This window comes from Actinopolyspora sabaoui (assembly GCF_051225635.1).
Lineage (GTDB): Bacteria > Actinomycetota > Actinomycetes > Mycobacteriales > Pseudonocardiaceae > Actinopolyspora.
In genome coordinates this window covers 109,014-132,023 of the sequence record NZ_JBMIHH010000011.1, presented here as the reverse complement: position 1 = coordinate 132,023, position 23,010 = coordinate 109,014, and the positions used below count along the sequence as shown (strand labels likewise).

Here is a 23,010-nt window from a genome sequence, read left to right as displayed (position 1 = left end):
GAATCAAATAAAATAAAAATCCGACATTTAGGGGTTTTACATCAAATCTTAGCATGCTTGTCTTTTTGCTGTAACCTAGACATGCAACCCTAACACCACATAAACCTCTTCGCTAGATTTTTTAAACCACCGCTATCATAGCCTACTGCAAGAATTCATCAGATTATACAAACCTCATAGGGAGACTCGACAGACACGTCAACGAGGCCAAACGAGCGCTGCGCGGACACTGATGGCGTGACCGAAGTACTCGATTCACTACGGGTTTCATTTCTGAAGTTTTCTTACCCACAAGGTAACTGAAGGGGTTAACAACAAGGTCGTGACCTCTCAGCCATCCAGGTGTGATCATGGTCGAGTGAGGATAGTGACCAGGCGAGCTTGGCAGTGGTTGCGGGACTCCACATGGGCGCTGCTGGCTGCGGTGGTGCTGCTGGCTGGCGGGTTGCTGACGTGGTTGCCAATCCCCTGGGCAACCCTGGCAAACCAGCTTGGCCAGAGCCTGGCCGTGTGGGGCGTCTTCCGCGGTCCAGGATTGGCCACCCTGTTCGGGACCGTGCTGCTGGCTATGATCGTGGTAGCCAGGATGCTCACGTGGCGTCGTCAGCGGCGCAGCGCGGAGGAGCGGCGTCCGACGGTGCGACCGCTGCGCTGGTGGTGGGTGGTGCTCATCGCGCTGGCAATCGCGGCCGTGGCCGGTCTGGCGCTGTGGTGGCTGATGGGACTGGCCGAGCAATCTCCACCCAAGGACGAGCCTAAAGCTCGCATCGACGCGGTGCGGACTGCCCTGACGCTGGGTGCCGGGCTGGTCGGGATCGTGGCGCTGGTGTTGACCTCTCGCAAGCAGTGGCTGGCCGAGCACACCCAACGGCACACCGAATCAGACGCTGCCGAACAGCGGGCCACCGAGCTCTACACCGCCGCCGCCGAACAACTGGCCTCCGACAAAGCCCCCGTGCGACTGGCCGGGCTCTACGCCCTGTCCCGACTCGGACAGAACAACCCCACCTACCGGCAGACCATAGTCGATCTGTGGTGCGCCTACTTGCGCATGCCCTACACCCCGCCCGGAGTCGAGTCCCCGGAGGAAAGCAATCCCGATTTGCCCGACCAGGATAAAACAGAGCAGAACAGCAACAACCAGCAGCTGCTGCTCGATCTCGCCCCCACTCTGGCCGAGGCCGCCGGGCTCTCCCTCGACGGGGCTGACAAACACCAACAGGAACGCCAAGTGCGGTTCACCGCCCAACGCCTAATTGCCCACCACCAACGCCCTAACTGGGATGAACACGGCCAACCCATCAACCCCGCCTTCTGGGCCGGTGAACACGGCACAGGCCTGGACCTCAACCTAGCCGGAGCCATCCTCGAACATTGGAAATTCCATCGGTGCTCCGCCCGAACTGCCGACTTCACCGAGAGCCACTTTTACGGCCCCGCTGAGTTCACCAAGACCCACTTCCACGGCTCCGCTGAGTTCGCTGGGTCGCAGTTTCAGGATCGCGCTGGCTTCGGCGGGACGCGGTTTCACGGCATCGCGAAGTTCTTCTGGTCACTGTTCCACGGACCCGCCGACTTCACCGGGTCACTGTTCCACGGACCCGCCGACTTCACCGGGACGCGGTTTCACGGCATCGCGAACTTTTTCCGGTCACTGTTCCACGGACCCGCCGACTTCACCGGGACGCGGTTTCACGGCATCGCGAAGTTCTTCCGGTCACTGTTCCACGGACCCGCCGACTTCGAAAGATCGGGACTCTACGGTCCCGCCGAGTTCACCGAGTCACAGTTCCACAAACGCGCCAACTTTTTCCGGTCGCAGTTCCACGACCTAGCCTACTTCGAGGGAGTGTTGCTATGGCTCGAGCAAGATGCTTTTAGTGAATCGACGTGGCCTGAAGGATGGACGGCGTGTGAGACCGAGTCCTGTGACGGCCACGCGGACCGGTGGGGCAAGCTCGTGCCCGTCGACGACACAGCAATCGACACAACAGAAGGCACCCCCGAACTCAAGTCAGCCGAATCGGAACTCACCAACGAATAATCTGCGAAGCACGTTCCGCTGCCGTTGGTCCAGTTAAGAAGGCCTTCGAGTACTATTCCGACTCCGGCATCAACGCTTGGCCGGCTCTGGGCATGACCGTGGGCATGAAGTAGGTGAATCGGGCGAGACAGTTGGAACGACAGCGACACATGGAACAACCATCGATGCAGGTCAAACGCCTGCATGCGGTGTCGGCAGTCCTCCTAAAGCGGGTGTCGCAGGTTCGAATCCTGCCGAGGGCGCACTCCACCAGCCCTGGAAAAGGCCCCGTGAGCTGCACGGACAGCCCACAGAGCTATTTCACGGTTACCTGGCTGTACCCAACTCAGCCCAGGTCCCCACGACGCTCCACGTACAGAGTGCGTACACGGCTCACGTGCGTTGCCCGCCCAAGGCGGATTCGACCTGAGCTCGGGCGCGAACCTCCTCACCGTCCAGGCAGGCCGCGTACACGTCCAGCAGCACCGCCACGGAGTGTCCGGTCCACCCGGGTCTACGCCGGTGTCGATCCGTCGACCCGCTGACGGCCAAGCAGCACTACCTCAAGGAAACCCACGGCAGCTACCGCGAGGCCGAGAAGGCGCTGACCCGGCTGCACGCGCTGCGGCACTACTCCGCGACCGACTTGCTGGCCAAACGCCGTCTCGGCTGCTGTCCGCGACACGACGGTGACATTTCATGGATGTCATTCGGACACGGATTCGGGAACCTCGACTGTATGAGCAAAGGCACGAAGCTTCTGACCGCGACGTGTGCGCTGTTACTGGCGACTGTCGGTGCATGTTCACAGAGCAACCGAGCCGACACGTCCGCTGCCGACGGGACACCCTCGTCCGGCCAGGCGCCCGAGGTGTTGTGGCTCGGGGACTCGGTGGCAGCGCAACTGGCGAAACCGCTTACCTCCGCCGCTAAGGCCAGTGAACTACCGTTCAAATCCATCGCCGCCGCAGGCGGCGGCAACGTGTCGGGACGCGAGAAACTGACGCAATCAACATTTCAGCGCCTGAACAAGGCGCTGGACTCGTACAGCCCGGACGTGGTCACCTACCAGGTATCCACGTACGACTGGGGAACCGAAAAGGAGCAGCGCGCGGCGTACGAAAAGCTACTGCAGACAGTCGCGGACTCCGGCGCGAAGCTCGCGATCGTGACGATGCCCCCGATCAAACCCGATGACTTCTACAAGGACCACATGGACGAGCTCGATCGCACCACCCGATTGGTCGAGGAGGTTGCCGCGAGCTCGGACGGCAAGGCCGTGGTCTTCGACAGCACTCAGGTGTGGGGTGAAGAGTTCCAGAAGAAGCGCGACGGCGAACTCTACCGCAAATCCGACGGAATCCACACCTGTCCGCAGGGAGCGGCTCAGTTCACCGACTGGATGCTGGAGAAACTCGCCAAACAGTTCGGCGGGTTCACCCCCACGAAACCCGAGTCCTGGGCTGACGCGGGCTGGTCCGGCGATTCCGAGTTCGAAGGTTGCCAAACCAAGGCCTGACCGCCGCGTCTGCTGGATGCCGAGCGCCGCTTTCGTCATGTCGCGCACCGACTTCGGTGCGCGACATGACGAATTCGCGTATCGGCTTCACCATGATTTTATGGCAGGAATCATGCGGAGCCGACGGAAGCGACGGCAGATATTTACCATCGATTATTTACCATCGATATGCGGAGTCGGACCACGACTGGCTGACTCCCCCGCTTAGGCGGGTCGGCTGCCGCATTCAGCGTGTGTCGGCGGGCTTCAATACTTCCTCGCACCACCGGCGGAAGCTCGTGGGTGTGGTGGATTCCGGAGTGCGTGGTTCCGCGTTGTCCAGACCGTCGTTCTTGGCCAGCATCATGTCGACCATGCCCTGAGCCATCGCCTCAGACATGCCGTGCCCGTTGAGGGACTCCCGGAGTGTTTCACCGCTGATCCGTTGGAAGTGGATCGGGCGTCCCAGCACCTCGGACATGATTCGTGCCATGTCATGGAACGAGAGATCCTCCGGCCCGAGAACCGGAACGCTGCCGTTGCCGGTCCATGAGTCGTCGCTCAGCAGCGCGGCGGCTGTCCTGGCGATGTCCCGCGTGGCGCAGACGGGGGCGGGGCGCTCTCCGGACATCGGGGAGGTGAACACACCGCTGTTCAACACGTCGGTCTGATTGAGGATGTTGTCCATGAACGACGGCATGGTCAGTGCGCGGTAGTGCACGCCACTGTTCGCGATCATGTCGTCCATGGCCAGCGACGCGGTGACCAGCCCGGCCTGTTCGGCCTGCGGCGTGCCGCGCCCGAGGGCGGAGATGCCGACTACCCGCTGAACGCCGTGGCGGGTGAACGCCTCGCACGCGGATCGCGTGAAGTCGAGATAGGCCGCCTCGACGCTGTCCGCCAGCGGGTCCGGGGGCGCCAACCAGAACACGGTGTCGGCCCCCGCGAACGCCCGGTCGGTCACCGCAGGATCACCGTGCGAGCCCTGCACGATCTCGACACGGTTCCGTGCGTGGTCCGGTAGTCGTGACAGATCGCGTGCGACCACTCGTAGCTTCTCGTCCACCGCGAGCAGCCTGTCGAGGACCTGGCGGCCGATCTGGCTGGTGGGTGCCGTGATAACGATCAAGAGAATCTCCGGATAGGCGTCGTTGTCGTACATGCGAGATATGCCGACATCGCGGGCTGTCCCGGCAGCGCGTGAGCGGCAGCACCCAGTCAACCCAGCGGGCTCGGCGGCGTGAAGGATCGATCCGGCCGATATTGATACCCTGCCGGTATGAATGAGCCGGATGTGCGCCAGCTGCGGTATTTCGTAGCCGTCGCCGAGGAGCTGCACTTCGGACGTGCCGCCAGCCGACTCGGCATCGCACAACCGCCCCTCTCGCGGGCGATCCGCGAGCTGGAACGCCAACTGGGCGCGCGGCTGCTGGAACGCACCACGCGACAGGTCACGTTGACCCCAGCGGGAGAGGGATTCCTGCGGGATGCACGCAGTGCACTCGACGCGGTCAAGGCGGCTGCTCAGCGAGCGCGGAACGCGGCCAGGGAGACGCCCACGCTGCGGGTCGCGTTCAAGGCAGACTGCGATGCGGGCCTGCTGCCCGGCATCCGCACCACCTATGAGCGGGACGACGCGGCGCTGCCGGTCGAGCCGTTGATGGGCGGGCTGGGGCAGCAGGTACCGGCGCTGCTTGACGGCCGTGCGGACGTCGCGCTGCTGCTGACTCCCTTCGACGACCGGGGACTGGACGCCGAACCGCTGCTGACCGAACCGCGCCTGGTGGCATTACCGGCGGACGACCCGCTGGCCGCCAGGGATTCCCTGCGCCTGGCCGACTTGGCGGGCAGAGCACTGCCCGACGGCGCTCCGGCCGAACAGGGTCCGTCGGCGGGTCCGGGGAACCGGACCCGGACCAACCACCTCGACCTCACCCAGATCTTCAATCTGGTCGAACTGGGCGAGATGGTGCTGTTCTCACCCACCTCGCTGGCACACCGCTACCCACGTACGGGAATCGCCTACCGAACTGTCACGGATCTCGAACCGAGCACCCTGTCCGTTGCGTGGCCAAGCGACTCCCGCTCGCACGCCGTCGCCGCATTCGTCCGTGCCGCCACGACTGTCGCGGCCAGCGCACCGCCGGACGGCGCGGCGCCGGTAGCCGGCCCCGTCAGTCCAGGTTGCTGACGTCGACCATGGGCGGGTCGGGAGCGGGCAGTGTCAGCCACAGCATCGCCATCCCGGCCATGAGCGCGACGAACGCGACCAACCCGTTGCGTCCCCTCGCCCACTCTGCGCGGAACCGGATCGGGTCCTCGATCAGGTACTTCGAGAGTGCGGCCGAGCCGATCGAGACAGCGCACACCACGGCGGTCAGCGCCCACCCGTCGAGCCCGGTCCGTTCCGGAGACAGCAGCACGATGATGGGCCAGTGCCACAGGTACAGGCTGTAGGAGATCAGCCCCAGCCACCGCAGCGGCTGCCAGGCGAGGACCTTGGCGAGCAGCGCGTGCGGTGTCTGCGCACACAGCCCGATCAGCAAGGCAGCGGCCAGGGAGTGCGCGAAGAGTCCGCCGTTGTACAGCCACAGCGACTCCTTACCGGCGGCAAGCGCCCATACGGCGCCGATTCCGACCGCCAGCACCACCAGCGCGGCGCCCGCCCAACGGCCGACCGCGCGGGCCAGCACGGCACGCATCCACGGAGTGGCGACCATGGCGCCGAGCAACAGCGAGAAGGCCCTGGTGTCGGTTCCGGTGTAGACGCGCGTCGGATCCACCGGGCTGACCAGCACAATCATCAACACCAGTGAGACAGCCGAGCACACGGCAGCGACCACGGCGACCCGGCGATCCCCCCGTAGGATTCCCCGAGTGACGAGCAACAGCAGCACCGGCCACACGAGATAGAACTGCTCCTCGACCGCGATGCTCCACAAGTGTTCGAACACCCGCTCCTGCCCGAAGCTGTCCCAGTAGCCGGCGGATTCCGCCAGCAGGTGCCAGTTCATCAGGTTCAGCTGTACCCACGGGGCGTCCGCGAGTGTCGTGCGCACCATGCCGGGTGTTGCCACCAGCCATACCAGCACGGTCACACCGACGAGCACCGTCGCGAGCGCGGGCAGCAGCCTGCGGATCCGCCTGCCCCAGAAGGCGACCAGCGACACCGTTCCCGTCGCCTCTACTTCCCGCAGCAGCAACTCGGTGATGAGGTAACCGGACAACGCGAAGAACAGGTCCACACCGAGGAAACCACCGGGCAGGTGCTCGGTGTGAAACAGCAGCACCCCCAGTATCGCGATGCCGCGCAGCCCGTCCAGCGCGGGTTGATACGCCTTCCCGGTCTTCGGTCGAGCAACCGTATTCGGCTGGGCCTTCGTCATGGCATCCACTGTGCTGTGCCCGTGTCAGGATGCCGTCCGCGTCATGTCGCGGGTTTGTCGCGGCCGGGTGTTCGCGGGGTACTACTGCCCCAGTACCGGGCAGGTGCGCGGTTCGGTTGGCCTGTCCGTGGTGAACGTCAGCACCACCTTGCTGGAGGGGGCACCACCGCGCTGGATGTGTACGGCGAGCACGGTGCATACGATCTGATCGATACCTTTGGCCCCGTAAACTCTCCGGCGCGGTATCGGTAGCCGAACCGTGATCGTGTCGCCCGAAACGGTCACCGGAATGTCCAGCGCAGTAGGCACGGAGCCCAGATACACGCGTGAGTGTAGGGCTCCCGCATCGGGATCCGTTCCGGTGAACAGCAGCCGCAGGGCCTGGCCGATGGTGCCGAGGCTGCTTGTCGGTCGCCGTAGCACCAGGTCCCCTTCGGAGTCCAGCAGGTACACGGGAGTGCCCTTCGCGATGCCCGTCGCCGCATCTCCCTCGTTGAACACCTCGCTCGGCCGCACCGTGCATCCGGTAAGCAGCACAATCAGCAGCACGCACAGCGTCGAAGCCGTTCGTTTCATGTTTCCTCCGACCAGCGCGGCAGTCTGACCGCGAACCGGGCTCCCGCACCGTCGGCATTGCCCGCCTCGATGGTGCCGCCGTGCAGCCACACGTTCTCCGCGGTGATCGCCATCCCGAGACCGCTCCCCGCGGATCGGCCGCGCGAGGAGTCCGCCTTGTAGAAGCGGTCGAACAGCTGCGCCGCGACCCCCTCCGGCAGCCCCGGGCCGTTGTCGATCACCTCGAGGTGCACCTCCTGTTCGTCCGCGCTCAACCGCACCACCACCGGTGGCTCCCCGTGCCGGAATGCATTGCCGACAAGGTTCGCCACGATCACATCCAGTCGGCGCCGATCCAGCACGGCAGCCAGCTCCTCCGGCGAGTCCAGCCGCACCTGTTCGGTCCAGGACCGCGACCGCAGACACTCCCGCACCACACCGGGTATGTCCACCCGTTCCAGATGTGGTTGCGCGGCGCCCGCATCGAACCGGGCGATCTCCATCAGGTCCTCGACGAGCGACGCCAGCCGCCGGGTTTCGGCGATGGCGAGTTCGATGGAGGCCCGTGCGTCGGACGGCATCCGCTCCAGATCCTCTTCCAGCATCTCGGCCACAGAGGTCAGAGTGGTGAGTGGCGTGCGTAGCTCGTGTGACACGTCGGCGACGAACCGGCGGGAGTCGGCTTCCATTCTGGCCAGCTCGCTGATGGAGGACTGCAACGAGGCCGCGGTGTCGTTGAACGTGGTGGCGAGCTCGGCCAACTCGTCGGCGCCGCTGGGCCGTAACCGGGCGTCGAGGTCGCCCCCGGCCAGTTTGCGTGCGGTTCCGCGGAGCTCGCGCACCGGCCGCAGCACGCCACGCGCCGCCAGCAGGGCCAGCAACACGGCTACCGGTAGCGCGAGCGCACTTGTCCATATCGCGTTCCGGGTGAGCGCGTTCACCTGCCGCACCACGTCACCGAGGTCACGCACCAGATACACCTCGATCCCGGACGGCCGCTGCTGCCCGTCCACACCGGTGATCAGCACCGGGACGCCGACGAGCAGCTTCATCCCGGTGGCAGAGTCCACCCGCTGCAGCGCGAGGTGATCTCCGCCATGTACGGCGGTGCGCAGTTGCTCGGTGATCGCCGCTGTCTCGCCGGTGTGTACGCGCAGCGACTCGTACGTCACCACGACAGGCCCGTCGAGGGCATCCCGGATCTTGCGCAGGTCATCGGTGTCCGGCGGGTAGACGAGCGCAGGCGCGGTGTCGGTGATCCGCCGCGCAGCGGTGTCCGCGATCCGCTGTTGGGTCGACCGCAGCAGCGAGTTGCCGGCCGAGGCCGCACTCGCCCAGGACGCCGTCGCGGCTGCGAGTACGGCAACCGCGACGCATGCGGCGATCAGTCTGGCGCGCAGCCCGCGCAGCACCCGCGGCGCCCGCACATCACGCGGCGAACGTCGCCTCATACCGGTCCGAACCGGTAGCCGAACCCGCGCACCGTCTGCACGAACACCGGCCGCGCGGGCTCGTCCTCGATCTTCGCGCGCAATCGCTGCACACAGTTGTCCACCAGGCGGGAGTCGCCGAGGTAGTCGTACTCCCACACCAGTTCGAGCAGCTGCATGCGACTGAGCACCTGACCGGGCGAGCGGGACAGTTCCAGCAGCACGCGCAGCTCGGTCGGAGTCAGCGCGAGCTGCTGATCGCCCTTGGTGACGGTGAGCGCGGCGCGGTCGATGATCAGGTCGCGATAGCGGCCGGACTGTGTCTGCTCGGCGAACGTCCCCCTGCGCAACACCGCACGAATGCGCGCGTCGAGCACCCTCGGCTGTACGGGTTTGATCACGTAGTCGTCCGCACCGGCCTCGAGGCCGCCGACCACGTCGAAGTCGTCGCCGCGCGCGGTGAGCATGATGACGGGTACTGCGGACTTCGCGCGGATGCGCCGACACACCTCGAAGCCGTCCATTCCGGGCAGCATCAGATCCAGCACCACGACATCCGGTTCCGCCGAGGCCAGCATACCGAGACCGTCCTCTCCGGTGCCCGCTTCGCGTATCCCGTGCCCGTGCCTACCAAGGGCGAGCGCGAGGCTGGTACGGATGGACTGATCGTCCTCGATCAACAAGGTCTGCGCCATTACCGAGATTTTCAGGGAAAACGAACCGTTCTTGCGGGAGCGGGGCCTGTTTACGACACGATCGAGACATAACGACGACCGGATCGCCAAGCTCGTAACGGACCTTCGGTTCCATGACCAAGACCACGTCGTGGCGCCGTGTCGTTACCGGACTGATCCCGCTCCTGTGCGCCATTGTGCTCGCCGGCTGTGCCGTGCCCACCCAAGCAGGCAGCGATACCAAACCGCTGTACCTGACCTTCGATGACGGGCCGTCGAACGCCACCGACGAGATCCTGAGCGTGCTGAACGGCAATGACGTCCGGGCGACGTTCTTCACACTCGGCAAGAACCTGGCCGAAAATCACGAGCTCGCTCAGCGCATGCTGGGCGAGGGCCACGTCGTGGCGATGCACACCTGGAACCACCGAAACCTCACCAAGCTCAGCCCCGCGGAGCTGGACAGCCAGCTAGGGCGCTCCGTGAACGAGGTGCGTGCTGTCGGCTCGGACAGCGACTGCATACGTCCCCCGTACGGCGCCACCAACGATGCCGTCCAGGATGCGATCGCCGAGCACGACCTGCGGTCGGTACTGTGGAACGTCGACCCGAAGGACTGGAAGCGCCCGGATGCCGAGGTGCTCGCCGACCGCTTGGTGGAGGCGGCCTACCCACGCGCCGTGGTGCTACTGCACGACGGCGGAGGCAACCGCGAGAAAACCATCCAGGCACTACGCACCGCCCTGCCCGAGTTGCGCGCCAAGGGCTACGAGTTCCGTCCCGTGCCGGGGTGTTGAGAACTGGCGAACGCCAGCTCCGGCGTCCGTATTCGGTTGCCTCGCAGCTCGCCGACGAGATCCGCGGGTTCGCGCGTTAGCGCGACGACGAGATCCGGGAACTGTGTCCGCAAACCCACGACGCGATCACCGCAGCGCTGAAGACCGAGCCCGGGAAAGTCGAACGCGGGTCGCAGGTCAAAGCTGCGCAACGCAAGTAACACCCGTCGAGAACCACACGACGGGTCGATCATCACGTCTCACAAGGCGCACTGGCACCGGGCCACCCGCACCGGTTCGACTCCGGCGTGGCAGGAACTCGACCACGGCCTGTTCGCTGCCAAGGTTGATCAGCGACAACGCCACCGGCACCGGGGCTTCGCCGTCCGGGATGCGCCCGACCGCCACGACATCCCGCCGCGTGGCTCGACCCAGAGGTCGAGACGTTGTTCACTGGACAGGTTCATCGCGGACTCGATCGCCTGGAGTTCCGGCAGCTCCTGCGCACCGCGGTAGACCTCCCGACCCGCCATGTGGACGTGGCTACGCATGATCCGCCCTCGCGCTGTCCGCCGCCCGCCACTGCTCGCTCCGGGTGTGCTCGGCCATGCGGTCCGCCAGCCCGGCCACGTCGGTGTCGGGCTCGACGGCGTAGCGCAGCCAGGCGAGATTCCCCCCACGACGGGCCTCACCGTGACTGCGCTCCTCCTAGGCGATCCGCGAGGGACGTCGAACGGGCCGAGATCGGCGAGATCCTGGAACGCCTCGCGCGTCAACTCAATGTTGCGTTCGCGCTCGCCACGCTGGCGGGACAGCTCGGCGCTGAACTCGCGGGCTCAGCAGGGAGCCACATCCTCTTTTCACGCTCCACACAGCCATTCCGCAACACGTCGCCGGTCACCTCATGCGCGAAAGCCCCGAGAAGCATCAGCACGAACAGCAACTCCCGGAACGAAAACAAGCGCGATCCGTCACCGGCGAGTGAATCAACTCGCCATTGCGAGCGCATTCCACCGGGCGACCGAAATCCCGATCGGGCGATCGTGCGGCCCGCGAAGGCGCCCACTCAGTCGAGACAGAACTCGTTGCCCTCGAGGTCCTGCATGACGATGCACGACTCGTTCTCTTCATCGGCAGGCAGCAGTCGCACGCGTGTCGCGCCGAGCGCGACCAGTCGTGCGCACTCGGTCTCGAGTGTGGCGAGGCGCTCCTCACCGACCAGCCCGGTGCCGACCCGCACATCAAGATGCACCCGGTTCTTGGCAACCTTGCCTTCGGGAACTCGCTGGAAGAACAGCCGCGGCCCCACACCGGAGGGATCAACGCAGGCGAACGCGGATCCCTGCTGCTCAGGCGGCAGCGAACGGTTGAAATCGTCCCAGGTGCCGAACCCCTCGGGCGGGGGTGGCACAACGTACCCCAACACCTCGCACCAGAAACGAGCGACGCGCTCGGGTTCCGCGCAGTCGAAGGTGACTTGGAACTGCTTGACCGATGTCATCGGTCGAGCATAGTGGAGAGTGCTGATCGCAGCGGCAGCGGAAGAGCGACAGCGGAAGATGCAGTACTTTTCCGCTCCCGCGAGGTCTGAGGTGCTTGGACTCGCGGACCTGCCGGTCGGAGCTCGCCGTGTGGTACGAGTGTCGTTACCGCACGCGAGCTGTCGCGACACTGTCCTCACACTCCCGAACAACCGCGGCACCGAGGCAGGTGTTCACCAGGTGCTTTTCGCACCCGACCCGCCGCGTGAATTCGATCTTGTCGGATTCCTCGGAGTCCAGCGCGCCCACCGGCGACCAACCGAGCCCTGAACAGTCCGGAAAGGACAGTCCGGTATAAGACAACAGCGTGAGATGCTGGACTCATGCCACGCATCGCCACGGCTGAGCGCGTCGAGCGGGAAGCGCTGCTCGAATTCCTCCGCCCACGTCATCGCGGCCTGCTGTCGACCACCCGCTCCGGAGGTCGTCCACAGATGTCCCCGGTCACCTGCGGAGTGGACCCGCATGGCCGGATAGTGGTCTCCACTTACCCGGATCGGGCGAAAGCCAGGAACGCGCGGCGCGATCCGCGAGTGTCGATCTGCGTCCTCTCCGACGACTGGGACGGACCGTACGTGCAGGTCGACGGCCGCGCACAGGTACTGGACATGCCCGATGCGCTGGACGGACTCGTCGACTACTTCCGCTGCGTCTCGGGCGAGCACCCCGACTGGGACGAGTACCGCGAAGCCATGGCCCGGCAGCACAAGTCACTGCTCCGCATCGAGATCGAGGACTGGGGCCCGATCGCCACCGGTGGTTTCCCACCACACCTCGCGGATTCCTGAATATCAGCATTCCTGATTTTGGATGAGCAAGACAGGAGGCGGTCCTCCGAACGAGGCAGGAGCGGATACCCGCACCGGGGTGACAGGATGGCCGCGTGACCGACTATGCCGAGGACGCGGGCGGAGCGGACTCGTCCGACGCCGACGCGCCGCTGACGCTTTACCTGGTCAAGCAGCTGGAGATGGTCGTCCGCGCGCTGATGGACGACGCGTTGCGCCCCCACGGCCTGACCACGCTGCAGTACACCGCGCTGACCGTGTTGGAACGGCGCGGCGAGCTCTCCTCCGCGCAACTGGCACGGCGCTCCTTCGTCACTCCGCAAACCATGCACGAGATGGTGCAGTGGCTGGAGCGGCGTGAACTGGTGCAACGCAGGCGTGACGAGACCAACCGCCGCGCCCTGCTGATCAACCTGACCCCGCGGGGCCGGGAACTGGTGACCACCTGCGCTCCCATGATCGACTCGCTGGAACGGCGGGTGCTCGACTCGATGAATCCCGGGGAGCGCCTGGTTTTCCGGGAGTGCCTGGGCAGAAGCTACTCGGCGCTGACCCCTTTGGTGCGGCACAGGACCGATACCGGACAACCCTCCGGTTCGGACTCCTGATCCCACCGTCCGAGGCCGGTCCACACCCGGATCGACCAAGCGGCTCGATTGGAGTATTGCGACGTCCGCTCTTCTTGTGCATTATCAGGGTACCTGATTAATTTGCTGTTGTTTCGGTAGGGACCGGAGCTCACCACCTGTGAGCGGACCCCGACCGTCACTCGCACGAGGAGCGATCGCTTGTCCACCACGAACGGATCCGCCGCTAACCGGTACGAAACCGTCGGGGTCGAGATCGACGACTCCGGGATCGGCTGGCTCTCATTCGACCGGCCCGAGAAACGCAACGCGATGAACCCGACGCTCAACCGCGAGATGATCCGGGCGTTGGAACAGCTCGAAGCCGACGAGCGGGTACGCGTGGTGGTGCTGACCGGAAACGGTCAGGCCTGGTCGGCCGGCATGGACCTCAAGGAGTACTTCCGGGATGTGGCGGAAGCTCCGCCGCACGTGGAGAACCGGGCCCGCCGCGAGAGCGCCGAATGGCAGTGGCGACGCCTCATCCACTTCGCCAAACCGACCATAGCGATGGTCAACGGGTGGTGCTTCGGTGGCGCGTTCACCCCGCTGGTCTGCTGTGACCTGGCGATCGCATCGGAGGACGCGACGTTCGGCCTTTCCGAGGTCAACTGGGGGATCCCGCCCGGCGGACTGGTCTCCCGCGCACTGGCCGAGACCGTTCCCGCCAGGGACGCGCTGTGGTTCATCATGACCGGCGAAACCTTCGACGGCCGTCGGGCGGAGCGAATGCGCCTGATCAACGAAGCGGTTCCCGCCGAACGGCTGCGGGCCCGCACAGTGGAGGTGGCCGGCAAGCTCGCGGGGATGAACACCCACGTGCTGCGGGCCGCGAAGGTCGGTTTCAAGAAGGTGCAGCAACTCTCGTGGGACCAGGCGGAGGACTACCTCTACGCCAAGCTCGACGCCACGACCGGGCACGACCCCGAGCAGGGCAAGCAGCAGGGGCTCAGGCAGTTCCTGGACGAGAAGACCTACCGGCCGGGCCTCGGTTCCTACGAGCCCGAGGCATGACGAAGAGCCCACCGGAGCTTACCGGAGTTCACCGGTCGGCTCCGGCCGGATCGTGCACTGCCCCAGCTCGGGAGAGGTGAGAACGCATGCGCAATCAGGGGCTGGGCTCCTGGCCGGTCAGACGCGCCCGCAGCACGCCGGACAACGTGGCCACGATCCACCGGGGACGCACCCGCACCTACCGCGAGTTGTGCGCTCGAGTGCAAGCCCTGGCCAACGGGCTGCACGAGCGGGGGCTGGGCAAGGGCGACCGGATCGCCTACCTCGGACCGAACCACCCGGCGTTCCTGGAGACACTGTTCGCCGCGGGGACGCTGGGCGCCGTCTTCGTGCCGCTGAACACCAGGCTGGCCGAAGCCGAACTGGAATTGACCCTGCGGGACTCCGGCACCGAGGTGCTCGTGCACGACCAGCGACACGCCGACACCGCCCACGCGCTGCGGGAGTGCCTGCCCCACCTACGGCTGATCGCCGTGACAGCGGACGAGACGAGCCACGAAGGGTTCGAGGCACTCATCGGAGTCTCACCGGCAGATATCCGCGACGAGTCGGTCGGCTCCGACGAAACGGCACTCGTCCTCTACACCTCCGGCACCACCGGACGCCCCAAAGGTGCTCGGATGAGCCACGGCAACGCCGTCTGGAACGCGCTCAACGTCGTGGTCGACGTCGACCTCACCAGCACCGAGGTCACCCTGCTCAACGCTCCGCTGTTCCACAGCGCGACGCTGGGGATGACCTGTCTGCCCACACTGCTCAAGGGCGGAACGGTCGTGCTGGAGGAGGAGTTCGACGTGGGGACCACCTTCGACCTGATCGAACAGCGGAGGATCACACTGACGTTCGGTGTGCCGACCATGTTCGAAGCGTTGAGCCGCTCCCCACGCTGGCCCGGAGCAGACCTGTCCAGCCTGCGCTTCCTGCTGTGCGGCGGAGCACCCGTCCCGGAGGAGCTCATACGACGTTACGACGAACGGGGACTGAGCCTCATGCAGGGCTACGGCATGACCGAGGCTTCCCCAGGGGTGCTGCTGTTGAGCGCCGCCGACAGCCCGGCCAGGATCGGGTACGCGGGCAAACCGGCGTTCTTCAGCGACGTACGTCTCGAAAGGCCGGACGGAACGGTTCCGGACCCCGGGGAACCCGGGGAGGTTCTCGTGTCGGGCCCCAACGTTGTGGACGGTTACTGGCAACGGCCGGAGGAGACCGGGAACGCCTTCACCGAGGACGGCTGGTTCCGCTCCGGCGACGTGGCCACCGTGGACGAGGACGGTTTTCACCGCATCGTGGACCGGATCAAGGACATGTTCATCTCGGGTGGGGAGAACGTGTATCCCGCCGAGGTTGAGGCCGTGCTGCACGAGCACCCGGCCGTCGCGGAGGCGACGGTGATCGGCGTGCCCGACAACACGTGGGGTGAGGTGGGCAAGGCGGTCGTCGTCGCACGCTCCGAAGGCGAGCTCGACCTCGCCGAACTCGCCGACTTCGTCGGCGAACGCCTCGGCAGGTACAAGGTTCCCAAGAGCATCGACCTCGCGGACGAGCTGCCGCGCGGGGCCACCGGAAAGGTGGACAAGAGCGCGATTCGGCGACAGCACACCTGAGAATCAGCCGGAGCATCCACCGGGAGCGATGCGCGAGCTCGTCGAGCGGAGGGATTACGACGACGAATTCCCGCCGGCAGCGAAGGCGCTCGATGAGAACCTTGTCCGGACGGTCCCCTCCACGGTGAGGCGTCGGCTCGCCGAGGTACTCCGGTAAACCGGTAAGCGCTGATCCGGCAACGGGAGATCCGACCCCAATACTGCGTTACTTTCGGGGAAAGCAGCAGCCGAGAGAGGTCGCTGGCCCGTTCGGGACAGGCCGGTGGCACTTTTCGGCTCTGCCGGACGTGCCATCGAAAGCGCCGAATCGACGTAATGCTGGATCGGTTCCGGGGGCAGCACACTGGTCTGGACCGCATGAGGGCCGTTACCGCGGCCCGACCAAAGGAGGCACCTTGTTCAGCAGGAGAACATTCCTGGGGGGACTTTCCACTGCGGCGCTGGCGACCCCGGTACTGGCCAGCGGCGCCACCGCGGCGGCACGGCCACGAACCACCGCCGCGGCCGTGCCGCTGCCGCTGACGATCGCCAACCACACCGGCAACTTCGCGAACACCTCGATCTCGCTCTACATCGTCGGGGTCGACCACTCGGGCCAGCAGGTTCGGGTCACTCCGGACGGCAGGCGGGTACCGATCTCGTTCTCGGACAACGGTTCGGACGGTTACGCCCACTACGGAATCCCGCTGAACAACAGCGGCGACACACACCTCAGCCTGCCCGCCATGTCGGGACGCATCTACTTCGCCCTGGGCGGCGAGCTCAAATTCAAGGTGGTCGAGAGCGGCACCGGTCAACCGGCACTGCAGTACCCGGCAGGCTGGGTGCCCAGTGACCCCAGCAACACGGTGCTGCACGACGTCTTCGAGTTCACGCTCAACGACACCGGCATGTACTGCAACACCACGATGGTGGACATGTTCAGCGTGCCCTCCTCCATCCGCCTGCTGGGAGCCTCGGACCAGACCACCGGGACGCTCGAAGCGGGTGGCCGCGACCGGATCTTCTCCAGCGTCAGCTCCACCCCCGGTTTCGAGAACCTGCGGCAGGGTGACTACCGGATCGTGGCACCGGGTCACGGACTGGACCTGGGCAACTTCTCCAGCACCTACTTCGACTCCTACATCGATCAGGTGTGGGAGAAGTACCGTTCGAGCACGATGACCGTGGATATCGGCACCGGTGTCTACCGTGGCTCGGTATCCGGTGACCAGTTCGTCTTCGACGGTGGTGTCGGGGCGTTCGACCGGCCCAGCACCCGTGACGTGCTGTTCTGCAACGGTACGCTGTTCGCGGGCTCGGCCCCCAGAGGGCCGGTGGCGGCCATTCTGGCCGCCGGGCTCAACCGGTCCAACCTGCACAGCGTCACCTCGCAGCCCGCCATCAACGCCGAGAGCTTCTACAACCACTCGGTGACGAACCACTACGCCAAGGCGATGCACGCCAACACGGTCGACGGAAAGGCCTACGGCTTCGCGTTCGACGACGTGGCCGGATACGCGTCCTACATCCAGGACACGCAGGCGAGTTCGGCGACGCTGACGCTCACCCCGATGTGAGGCAGCCCTTCCGACAACCGTGAACACGGATCGACCACCCGCTCGGGGCAACCGCTTCCGGGCGGGTGGTCGAGTTCCGGTCTCACTGCTGCCTTCCTGTCGTGTTGTCGACAGGAAAGGGTTTTCTGCTGTTCCGACTAGTCGGAAGCCACCTCACCAACGCGACAACCCGCGGGTTCTCCCGTGCGGCTCTCGCGAGGACGCCGGAGACGTGGCGTAGTACCTACTCGATGTCGCCGGCCCCGCAGCGAGAGCCGTGCGAGAGGTTCCGCCGAGCGAGCGACCCACCAACCCGACCGGAAAACTTCAATCAACCGGAGTCCCGTTCCGCGAGCAGGTCCCGCAACGCGTCGGCTCCGGCCGCGGCGCCCCCGTAACCGCGCACCAGGTCACGCAATTCCCGCACTCCCGCCAACACGCTCTCGTCCCCGGCGACCTCGTCGACCGTTTCGCGGAGCAGCCCGGTCGAGGCGTGCGGATCGAGCCGACGGCCCGCGTCCAGTCGCGTCACGCGGTCGGCGTTGAGTTCCTGCTCCAGCATTCGCGGGACGGTCACCATGGGGACTCCGTAGTACAGCGCCTCCATAGTGGAGTTCATCCCGGCGTGCGTCAGAAACGCGGTGGCCGCACGCAGCACCGCGGGCTGCGGAAACCAGGGCCGCACCTCGAAATTGTCGGGCACTTCTCCCAGTTCGGCCGGATCGACGCGATCGCCGATGGCCATCGCCACCTGCCAGGCACCGTCCCCGAACGCCTCGACGCATCTGCGGTAGAAACCCACGCGCTCGTGGCGGAGGGTCCCCGGCGAGACGAACAGCAGGGGCTTGTCCGGATCGGTGGGCCGCCACCGCTCGCCGGCCGCCCGGGAGCCGATCATGGGGCCGAGGAAGACGAACCGCTCGTCGAAGCCGTCCGCCTCGATCTGGAACTCCTTCGGGAGGAACACGAGGTTCAACGGATCGCCGGCGTCGGACATCATCGAGTGGAAATCGAAGCTCACACCGTAGCGCTCGGCGAACGCCCGCATGCGTTGCCCGAAGTCGCGCAGCACGGGGTTGTTCGGATCGAACGCGCTGGGCAGTTGCTCGGTGAACAGATCGCGCAGCGAGAACCGATCGTTGCTCGCGAAACCGGGCAGCAGGGTGGTGTGGACGATCCGGAGCTTCTCGGCGAGCATACGTCCGATCGAAGTGGCGGCGTCGGAGCACACCACGTCGGGAACGTCCCCGTCGAACCGCTCCAGCATCTCCGGGAAGCTCTGCCGCACGTCGGCGAGGAAGCGCTCCATTCGCGACACCGCCGCCACCGGCGCTGTCGAGGCGTCGGTCGGCGGCGGGTCGGGTATCCGCAGCGAAACGGGGACGGGCTCGGCACCCGCCGCTCGAACGGCGGGTACTGCTTCGGGGCCGGTCACATAGCTGACCCGGTGGCCACGTGCGACCAGCTCCTCCACCAGCGCGAGCGTGGGATTGACGTGCCCGGCCGCGGGGAGCCCGACGAACGCGAAGTGCCTGCTCGCCTCGTCGCGCGTCGTTCGGAGTGTCACAGGGGGCGGCGGAATCCCTTCACCGCGAAGAAGGCACCGACGACCAGCAGCACCGCGCTGGTGCCCACCGCGGAGAACACGCCGGTTCCCACCGGCATGGCCAGCGAGAGGTCCCGGGAGGCGTCGACCGCGTAGGTCAGTGGGTTGATGCGTGCGACGATGCTCAGCCAGTCGGGCAGCGCTTTTAGCGGGACGAACGCACTGGAGGCGAACATCAGCGGGAACATGGCCAGGAAGCCGACGCTCTGCATGACCTCCTCCTTGCGGACCCAGGAGGCGATCGCGAGGAAGACCCAGGTCAACGACCAGCTGACCAGCAGCGCGAGCAGCCACGCGCTGAAGGTGCCGAGGAATCCCCCTTTCGGGGAGAAACCGAACAGTACGGCGGCGGCCCCCAGCAGGATCACCAGCTGCACCGCTGTCCGGAACAGGTCGGCGAGGCTGCGTGCCAGCAGTACCGAGCCCATCCGGATGGGTAGTGAGCGGAATCGGCCGAGCACACCGTTCTTCATGTCGGTGATCAGCCCCACACCGGACTGCAACGAGGCGCCGATACCGGTGGTGACCAGGATGGCGGGCATCAGGTAGTTGATGTAGCTACCGGTTTGGATGCTCGACATCAACGCCTTGCCGAAGACCTGGCTGAACAGGGTCAGCATGATCAGTGGTTGTAGCAGGCTGAAGATGACTATTCGGGGATCTTTCAGCACCGCACGTAAGGATCTGCCGGTCAGAACCACGATCTGGGTCCACACCCCGGCACCGTGCCAGTTGGTGCGGTCCGGCACGGACTGTTGTTCTCCGGTTCGCGGAGCGGTGAGTATAGTGGTCATCTGGACTTCCCGTCGCTCAGGCAGCCGGTTCGGCGGCGTGGTGGGCAAGGGTCAGGTAGACGTCGTCCAGCGTCGGCTCGCCGAGGCCCAGGCCGCTGACCTCGATTCCGGCCTCGTCCAGCGCGCGGACCACGACCGCGAGTTCGTGCGAGGCGTTGACCGGGGTGGTGATGGCGTTGCGCTGTTCGTCGTGCACCGGGCTGAGCCCGGCACGGCCGAGCGCTTCGAGGGCGCGGGCGGCATCGGCGGCGTCGGCGAGCGTGGCGGTGGCGGTCCGCTGCCCCACCTCGGCCTTCAGTTCCTCGGCGGTTCCGGAAGCGACCACCTTGCCGCTGGAGAGCACGGTGATGGAGTCGGCGAGCCGGTCCGCCTCGTCGAGGTACTGCGTGGTCAGCAGCACCGTGGTGCCGTCGTCGACCAGGTTCTCCACGATCCGCCACAGCCCCATCCGGCTGGTCGGGTCCAGCCCGGTGGTCGGCTCGTCGAGGAAGATCACGTCCGGATGACCGACGAGGCCGGCCGCCAAGTCCAGCCTGCGCCGCATACCGCCGGAGTACGTCCGGGCGGGCCGCTTCGCCGCCTCGGTCAGTTCGAACAGGGTCAGCAGCTCTTCCGCCCGCTGTTTGGCAGCACGCTTGGTGGCCCCCAGCAGCCTGGCGATCAGCACCAGATTGTCCAATCCGGACAATTGTTCGTCGACGGCGGCGAACTGGCCGGTCAACCCGATGCGGGCACAGACCTGCCTGCTCTGCCGCACGACGTCGTAACCCGCGACGCGTGCCGTTCCGGCGGTCGGTGGTGACAGTGTGCTGAGGATGTTGACCAGCGTGGTCTTGCCCGCGCCGTTGTGCCCCAGCAGCCCCAAGACGTTGCCCTGGGGGACTCGCAGGCTCACATCGTCGAGAGCCTTGAACTTTCCGAAGTCCTTGGTTACGTTTTCGACCTCGATGGGCGGTCTTGCCATTGTTTCCCTCTCACCGGTTCGGGCCGGTCGATGTCGAGGTGCGAGCACTCGGGGTTGCTAGGCCGCCAGCGCCCCGCGCAGCAGCACATCGATGCGCGGGGCCAGTTTGGCGCGCGCCTGGTCGTCGGAGTTGCCGTCGAACCGGGCGCTCAGCAACAGACCGAGCAACATGGCCGCGACTTCTTCGACGGGGACCCGCAGCCGTTGCTCGTCGGGGGCTATCAGTGCGGCGAACGCATCGGTCAGTTCGAGCACGAAACGTGGCGGCTCGTGCCGCGCGGCCTGTTTCGCGTCGTGGGTCTCACGTTGGTGCAGGTCGTAGTCGGAAGCGGCCAGATTGCGCTTCAGTTCACCCAGTCTGTCGAAGTGGTCGAGCACCAGGGCCGCCCCTTCGACCAGTCTGGCGTCGATGGACTGGGCCGTTGATATCTCCCTTATCCGAGCACACACCTCGTCGGTGCGGAACGCCTCCGCGAGACAGGCACGAAGCAACTCGCCCTTGTCCGTGAAGACCCGGAAAACCGTCCCCTCCGCCACATCCGCCGCTTGGGCGATGGCCCGAGTCGTCACATTCGCGCCCTGCTCTGCGAGTAGGGGCAACGTGGCTCGAACGATTTCGGTTCGCCGCTGTTCCGAACTCATCGCCGGAGCACGGCGGCGGGACTCCGGTGTGCTCACACCCCCACCATACTGAGTGAGTACTCACTCAGCAACCGGTGTGATCGGGTGTCCGCGGCCGAACTCCCCTCGGGAAGGTCAGCGTCCTGGTGATCTCTGGACACCACGTCCATCCGTCACGGTGACACTGGCACCCGACACGGCAGCCCCCGGAACCGTCGGCCACCGGACCGGCGAGGGTGCGGTGGCGTGCGGACTCGGCAGACCCAAGACCGAGGCGACAGTGACACCGCTCTCGCCCTCGTGCCCGTACTCCTCGGCAGAGACTCGCCCACCCACTCGCCGGACTGCTCCCGGATCCGTACGCCAGGTTAACTGTTTAATGCACGGACTGCAAAAATGCATCTACGCATATTGATGGTGATCTACCCCACTCGCCCGGTTTGTCCGAGCACTGGCGACCCCACTACGATGAAACCCCAGCTCAGCAGCGGCGGCATCGCAGCAGCCAGGGAGAGGGCACATGGCCAGGTCAGCGCACACCGCGCCCAGCACAGCTGGAACCGCTCCGGCTTCCGAGTCCGGCGAAGTCGGCTCGGGCGGGCTGCGCGAGCGCAAGAAACGCGCCACCCGGCAGGCCCTGCAGCAGGCGGCGGTCCGACTGTTCCGCGAGCACGGCACCGGTTCGGTCACGGTGGAGGACATCTGCGCCAACGCCGACGTCTCCCCACGAACGTTTTTCAACTACTTCACTTCCAAGGAGGAAGTTCTCGTCCCGTGGGACCGCGACACCATCGACAACACCACGAGACGCGTCCTGGAACGCCCTGCCGAGGAGGAACCGCTCGAAGTGGCTCGAGTGGTGCTCGGCGAGGCCATCGGCACGGCGATGAGCGGCCCCACCTGGCGTGATCAGGCCATCGTGCTCCGTAACCACCCTGAACTGATCGAAAAGATCGTGACCTCGTTCCGCACCTTGGAGGCCTCGCTGGCCGAAGGCTTCGCCGTGCGACTCGGCAGGGCCACCGAGGACGTGTACGTGCGGCTGCTGTCCGCCACGACGATCACCACGCTCCGCGTCTCGGTGCAGAGCTGGCAGGACTCCGAATCCGGCGAGAGCCTGCGGCACTACCTCGACGAGACCTTCGAACTGCTGCGCGCGGGAATGCGGCCGGACGAGCTCGGCTGACGTGGGCCGCGAGCCCTACGAACGCCATGTATCGACCTACACACTCCCGGTAACCACGCCGAGCCCTACCGACCACTGGAAGGCGTTCCGTACCGTTACTGCCTTCGGTAACACACGGCGTTTCCGCACCCCTGTGGTTGCCTGGCGCGAGAAAAGATCGACTTACGATACTCTCCGAAAAACGATCGAGCGTGTTGGAGCGACACGCGCTATGGTGCTTGACACTGGCCGATGACGGTAACGATCCGCGATGCGACACCGAGAACCGCCAACAGAAGTTCGTTCGGAACAAGTGCCTTGGGCAGGCCGGCGCGTGAAGCAGGAAGCGCGAGAAATCGCAGTTCAATCGAGGCGTGGCCACAGTAAGTAGCAGGCAACTCACGGCA

General features: G+C 65.8%; 21 protein-coding genes. 10 read left to right on the top strand and 11 right to left on the bottom strand.

Annotation, left to right across the window (positions count from 1 at the left end):
• Positions 1–367: 367 nt before the first annotated feature.
• Positions 368–2,044 (top strand): pentapeptide repeat-containing protein, encoded by a 1,677-nt coding sequence (locus ACOQFL_RS19630; protein WP_435545660.1) that lies wholly within the window; start codon positions 368–370, stop codon positions 2,042–2,044.
• Positions 2,045–2,762: 718 nt separating this feature from the next.
• Complete coding sequence (locus ACOQFL_RS19625) at positions 2,763–3,542, top strand: SGNH/GDSL hydrolase family protein (RefSeq protein ID WP_435545659.1); 780 nt, start codon at positions 2,763–2,765, stop codon at positions 3,540–3,542.
• Positions 3,543–3,768: 226 nt separating this feature from the next.
• On the opposite strand, the gene ACOQFL_RS19620 is transcribed toward ACOQFL_RS19625, so the two are convergent.
• Positions 3,769–4,650, bottom strand: coding sequence for an NAD(P)H-binding protein (locus ACOQFL_RS19620; protein ID WP_435545723.1), 882 nt, complete (start codon positions 4,648–4,650; stop codon positions 3,769–3,771).
• A 150-nt stretch (positions 4,651–4,800) separates the two neighbouring features.
• Between ACOQFL_RS19620 and ACOQFL_RS19615 the strand changes: the two genes are divergently transcribed.
• On the top strand, positions 4,801–5,712 hold the full coding sequence (locus tag ACOQFL_RS19615; protein ID WP_435545658.1) for a LysR family transcriptional regulator: 912 nt from the start codon (positions 4,801–4,803) through the stop codon (positions 5,710–5,712).
• On the opposite strand, the gene ACOQFL_RS19610 is transcribed toward ACOQFL_RS19615, so the two are convergent.
• The 4 genes from ACOQFL_RS19610 to ACOQFL_RS19595 form a co-directional block, all read right to left on the bottom strand.
• Entirely contained in the window at positions 5,696–6,907 is a 1,212-nt protein-coding gene (locus ACOQFL_RS19610; protein WP_435545657.1) for an acyltransferase family protein, read from the bottom strand. The genes ACOQFL_RS19615 and ACOQFL_RS19610 overlap by 17 nt on opposite strands.
• Before the next feature lie 81 nt (positions 6,908–6,988).
• On the bottom strand, positions 6,989–7,483 hold the full coding sequence (locus ACOQFL_RS19605; RefSeq protein WP_435545656.1) for a hypothetical protein: 495 nt from the start codon (positions 7,481–7,483) through the stop codon (positions 6,989–6,991).
• Positions 7,480–8,913, bottom strand: coding sequence for an ATP-binding protein (locus ACOQFL_RS19600; protein WP_435545655.1), 1,434 nt, complete (start codon positions 8,911–8,913; stop codon positions 7,480–7,482). The genes ACOQFL_RS19605 and ACOQFL_RS19600 overlap by 4 nt, the downstream gene beginning before the upstream one ends.
• Positions 8,910–9,587: a response regulator gene (locus tag ACOQFL_RS19595; RefSeq protein ID WP_435545654.1), complete on the bottom strand. Its 678-nt coding sequence runs from the start codon at positions 9,585–9,587 to the stop codon at positions 8,910–8,912. Before ACOQFL_RS19595 ends, ACOQFL_RS19600 begins: the two co-directional genes overlap by 4 nt.
• A 113-nt stretch (positions 9,588–9,700) precedes the next feature.
• On the opposite strand from ACOQFL_RS19595, the gene ACOQFL_RS19590 reads away from it, so the two are divergent.
• On the top strand, positions 9,701–10,363 hold the full coding sequence (locus tag ACOQFL_RS19590; protein WP_435545653.1) for a polysaccharide deacetylase family protein: 663 nt from the start codon (positions 9,701–9,703) through the stop codon (positions 10,361–10,363).
• Positions 10,364–10,692: 329 nt separating this feature from the next.
• Here ACOQFL_RS19590 and ACOQFL_RS19585 read toward each other — a convergent pair whose 3' ends face one another.
• Both ACOQFL_RS19585 and ACOQFL_RS19580 read right to left on the bottom strand, forming a co-directional pair.
• A complete protein-coding gene (locus ACOQFL_RS19585) occupies positions 10,693–10,893 on the bottom strand; it encodes a hypothetical protein (RefSeq protein WP_435545652.1) in 201 nt (66 codons plus the stop codon).
• Positions 10,894–11,408: 515 nt separating this feature from the next.
• On the bottom strand, positions 11,409–11,843 hold the full coding sequence (locus ACOQFL_RS19580; protein ID WP_435545651.1) for a VOC family protein: 435 nt from the start codon (positions 11,841–11,843) through the stop codon (positions 11,409–11,411).
• Between the two features lie 363 nt (positions 11,844–12,206).
• On the opposite strand from ACOQFL_RS19580, the gene ACOQFL_RS19575 reads away from it, so the two are divergent.
• The 5 genes from ACOQFL_RS19575 (at position 12,207) to ACOQFL_RS19555 (ending at position 17,474) form a co-directional block, all read left to right on the top strand.
• Positions 12,207–12,671 carry a PPOX class F420-dependent oxidoreductase gene (locus tag ACOQFL_RS19575; protein ID WP_435545650.1) on the top strand — a complete coding sequence of 155 codons (465 nt, stop codon included), beginning with the start codon at positions 12,207–12,209 and terminating at the stop codon, positions 12,669–12,671.
• A 182-nt stretch (positions 12,672–12,853) separates the two neighbouring features.
• Positions 12,854–13,279: a MarR family winged helix-turn-helix transcriptional regulator gene (locus ACOQFL_RS19570; RefSeq protein ID WP_435545722.1), complete on the top strand. Its 426-nt coding sequence runs from the start codon at positions 12,854–12,856 to the stop codon at positions 13,277–13,279.
• A 180-nt stretch (positions 13,280–13,459) separates the two neighbouring features.
• Positions 13,460–14,311, top strand: coding sequence for a p-hydroxycinnamoyl CoA hydratase/lyase (locus ACOQFL_RS19565; RefSeq protein WP_435545649.1), 852 nt, complete (start codon positions 13,460–13,462; stop codon positions 14,309–14,311).
• A gap of 86 nt (positions 14,312–14,397) precedes the next feature.
• Positions 14,398–15,915, top strand: a complete 1,518-nt coding sequence (locus tag ACOQFL_RS19560; protein ID WP_435545648.1) for an acyl-CoA synthetase — start codon at positions 14,398–14,400, stop codon at positions 15,913–15,915.
• Positions 15,916–16,310: 395 nt separating this feature from the next.
• Positions 16,311–17,474 carry a beta-1,3-glucanase family protein gene (locus ACOQFL_RS19555; RefSeq protein WP_435545647.1) on the top strand — a complete coding sequence of 388 codons (1,164 nt, stop codon included), beginning with the start codon at positions 16,311–16,313 and terminating at the stop codon, positions 17,472–17,474.
• A 310-nt stretch (positions 17,475–17,784) separates the two neighbouring features.
• Here the strand turns inward: ACOQFL_RS19555 and ACOQFL_RS19550 are convergent, their stop codons facing one another.
• The 4 genes from ACOQFL_RS19550 to ACOQFL_RS19535 are packed head-to-tail and all read right to left on the bottom strand — an operon-like array spanning position 17,785 to position 21,495.
• The gene (locus ACOQFL_RS19550; protein WP_435545646.1) at positions 17,785–19,020 is read right to left on the bottom strand and encodes a macrolide family glycosyltransferase; all 1,236 of its coding nucleotides are present in this window, start codon (positions 19,018–19,020) and stop codon (positions 17,785–17,787) included.
• A complete protein-coding gene (locus tag ACOQFL_RS19545) occupies positions 19,017–19,853 on the bottom strand; it encodes an ABC transporter permease (RefSeq protein ID WP_435545645.1) in 837 nt (278 codons plus the stop codon). Before ACOQFL_RS19545 ends, ACOQFL_RS19550 begins: the two co-directional genes overlap by 4 nt.
• 16 nt (positions 19,854–19,869) lie before the next feature.
• Positions 19,870–20,817 carry an ATP-binding cassette domain-containing protein gene (locus ACOQFL_RS19540; protein ID WP_435545644.1) on the bottom strand — a complete coding sequence of 316 codons (948 nt, stop codon included), beginning with the start codon at positions 20,815–20,817 and terminating at the stop codon, positions 19,870–19,872.
• 57 nt (positions 20,818–20,874) lie between these two features.
• Entirely contained in the window at positions 20,875–21,495 is a 621-nt protein-coding gene (locus ACOQFL_RS19535; RefSeq protein WP_435545643.1) for a TetR/AcrR family transcriptional regulator, read from the bottom strand.
• A gap of 463 nt (positions 21,496–21,958) precedes the next feature.
• Here ACOQFL_RS19535 and ACOQFL_RS19530 point away from each other — a divergent pair, with 463 nt between their 5' ends.
• On the top strand, positions 21,959–22,624 hold the full coding sequence (locus ACOQFL_RS19530) for a TetR/AcrR family transcriptional regulator (protein WP_435545642.1): 666 nt from the start codon (positions 21,959–21,961) through the stop codon (positions 22,622–22,624).
• Positions 22,625–23,010: the final 386 nt, after the last annotated feature.

Excerpts from the sequence above, each read along its gene's own strand:
- ACOQFL_RS19595 (WP_435545654.1), bottom strand. The coding sequence starts at position 9,587 with ATGGCGCAGACCTTGTTGATCGAGGACGATCAGTCCATCCGTACCAGC.
- ACOQFL_RS19590 (WP_435545653.1), top strand. The coding sequence starts at position 9,701 with ATGACCAAGACCACGTCGTGGCGCCGTGTCGTTACCGGACTGATCCCG.
- ACOQFL_RS19585 (WP_435545652.1), bottom strand. The coding sequence starts at position 10,893 with ATGCGTAGCCACGTCCACATGGCGGGTCGGGAGGTCTACCGCGGTGCG.
- ACOQFL_RS19580 (WP_435545651.1), bottom strand. The coding sequence starts at position 11,843 with ATGACATCGGTCAAGCAGTTCCAAGTCACCTTCGACTGCGCGGAACCC.
- ACOQFL_RS19575 (WP_435545650.1), top strand. The coding sequence starts at position 12,207 with ATGCCACGCATCGCCACGGCTGAGCGCGTCGAGCGGGAAGCGCTGCTC.
- ACOQFL_RS19605 (WP_435545656.1), bottom strand. The coding sequence starts at position 7,483 with ATGAAACGAACGGCTTCGACGCTGTGCGTGCTGCTGATTGTGCTGCTT.
- ACOQFL_RS19530 (WP_435545642.1), top strand. The coding sequence starts at position 21,959 with ATGGCCAGGTCAGCGCACACCGCGCCCAGCACAGCTGGAACCGCTCCG.
- ACOQFL_RS19570 (WP_435545722.1), top strand. The coding sequence starts at position 12,854 with ATGGTCGTCCGCGCGCTGATGGACGACGCGTTGCGCCCCCACGGCCTG.
- ACOQFL_RS19560 (WP_435545648.1), top strand. The coding sequence starts at position 14,398 with ATGCGCAATCAGGGGCTGGGCTCCTGGCCGGTCAGACGCGCCCGCAGC.
- ACOQFL_RS19625 (WP_435545659.1), top strand. The coding sequence starts at position 2,763 with ATGAGCAAAGGCACGAAGCTTCTGACCGCGACGTGTGCGCTGTTACTG.
- ACOQFL_RS19610 (WP_435545657.1), bottom strand. The coding sequence starts at position 6,907 with ATGACGAAGGCCCAGCCGAATACGGTTGCTCGACCGAAGACCGGGAAG.
- ACOQFL_RS19545 (WP_435545645.1), bottom strand. The coding sequence starts at position 19,853 with ATGACCACTATACTCACCGCTCCGCGAACCGGAGAACAACAGTCCGTG.
- ACOQFL_RS19540 (WP_435545644.1), bottom strand. The coding sequence starts at position 20,817 with ATGGCAAGACCGCCCATCGAGGTCGAAAACGTAACCAAGGACTTCGGA.
- ACOQFL_RS19600 (WP_435545655.1), bottom strand. The coding sequence starts at position 8,913 with ATGAGGCGACGTTCGCCGCGTGATGTGCGGGCGCCGCGGGTGCTGCGC.
- ACOQFL_RS19615 (WP_435545658.1), top strand. The coding sequence starts at position 4,801 with ATGAATGAGCCGGATGTGCGCCAGCTGCGGTATTTCGTAGCCGTCGCC.